This window comes from Halomonas pelophila, from assembly GCF_040196315.1.
Lineage (GTDB): Bacteria > Pseudomonadota > Gammaproteobacteria > Pseudomonadales > Halomonadaceae > Halomonas > Halomonas pelophila.
On the sequence record NZ_JBEGCI010000030.1, the window covers coordinates 1 to 1,424 of the forward strand.

Consider the following 1,424-nt stretch of genomic DNA (forward strand, 5'->3'; position numbering starts at 1 on the left):
TGGACGGTTCATTCAGCCAGCGCCCAAGGCCTGAGTCCTGTACTGCACGGGGCTCAGGCCTTTTAGTTTCAGCCTGATGCGTTCGTGGTTGTAGTAATGGATGTACTGATCGAGCCCTTGCTGCAACTGCTCAATGGTGTCGAACCGGTTCAGGTGGAAATACTCGGCCTTCAGGGTCCCGAAGAAGCTCTCCATGGCGGCATTGTCTAGACAGTTCCCTTTCCGCGACATGCTGCGGAGTATCCGTTTCTCCACCACCAGGCGGCGATAGCTGGGATGGCGATAATGCCAGCCCTGATCCGAATGGAGCAGCGGCCGATCTTCTGGCATCAATCTGCCAAAGGCTTTCTTCAGCATGCCCTTCACCAGGTCGAACACCGGGCGTGGTCCTGTCTGGAAGGCAATGATCTCTCCGTTATACAGATCCATGATCGGTGACAGGTAGAGCTTCTGGCCATTGACCTTGAACTCGGTGATGTCTGTCACCCACCGCTGATGGGGTCGCTGGGCCTGAAACCGACGCTGCAGCGTATTGGGCGCGGCGTAACCTTCCGCTCCTCGGTAGGCACGATATCGCTTGGGGCGAATCAGGGACTTCAAGCCCAACTGCTGCATCAGCCGCTGGACGGTCTTGTGGTTGATCGTCTCTCCTGCCTGTCGCAGAACGGCGGTGATGCGCCGATAGCCATAGCGCCCTCTGTGGCGGTCATAGATCGCCCGGATACGCGCCTTCAGAGACGCGTACCGATCATCAGCGCCCAAGGCCTGGATCTGGTAGTAGAACGTGCTGCGCGGCAGCTCAGCCGCACGCAGCAGCAGAGCCAGCGAATGTTCATGCCTTAACCCTTGGACGGTCTGGGCTTTTTGCCCCGCGTTGCCGCTTCCTGCTCCCGGATCAAGGCATCGAGCTTTTTTAGGTAGGCATTCTCGGCACGTAGATACGCCAACTCCTTGAGCAACTCATCCTGGGAGCGCTCATCATCGGGCGGGGGTGGTGGGGAAGGCGGTTTCTGGGTCATCGGGCGGCGTCCCTTGCGCTTTGGCTCTAGTGCAGTCAGGCCACCACTATGGTACTGACGCTCCCATCTGCCAATGGCACCGCGCTCTCGGATATCGAACAGGACCTCTGTCTGACGCCGTGACAAGCCCTCTCGCCACATCGTCTCCAGGACCTGTTGCTTGAAAGCCGCGCTGTGGTGCGTGTATGTCGTGCGCAGGCCCTCCACGCCATGCTGACGGTAGCTCTCCTGCCATGTCCGTACCAAGGAATGGTCCAAGCCATGCTGGCGGGCTACCTCCCTCAAGCTGGTGCCATCGTGCAAACACTGCTGCGCCACCTGCAGTTTGAACCACTCGTCGTATCGTTTGCTCATAAAAACACCCCGAAGGTTGGATTGGGGGTCCAACTTTCGGGGTGCAGTTCA

General features: G+C 58.8%; 1 protein-coding gene. It reads right to left on the minus strand.

The genetic code is table 11. The features are described from left to right. Window positions 1-12: 12 nt before the first annotated feature. Window positions 13-1,373 (minus strand): IS3 family transposase gene (locus ABE957_RS18125; RefSeq protein ID WP_432765432.1). Its coding sequence is split into 2 segments (ribosomal slippage): window positions 13-917 and window positions 917-1,373, totalling 1,362 coding nucleotides; the frame shifts between segments, so codons are not numbered across the junction. Between the last annotated feature and the right edge of the window lie 51 nt (window positions 1,374-1,424).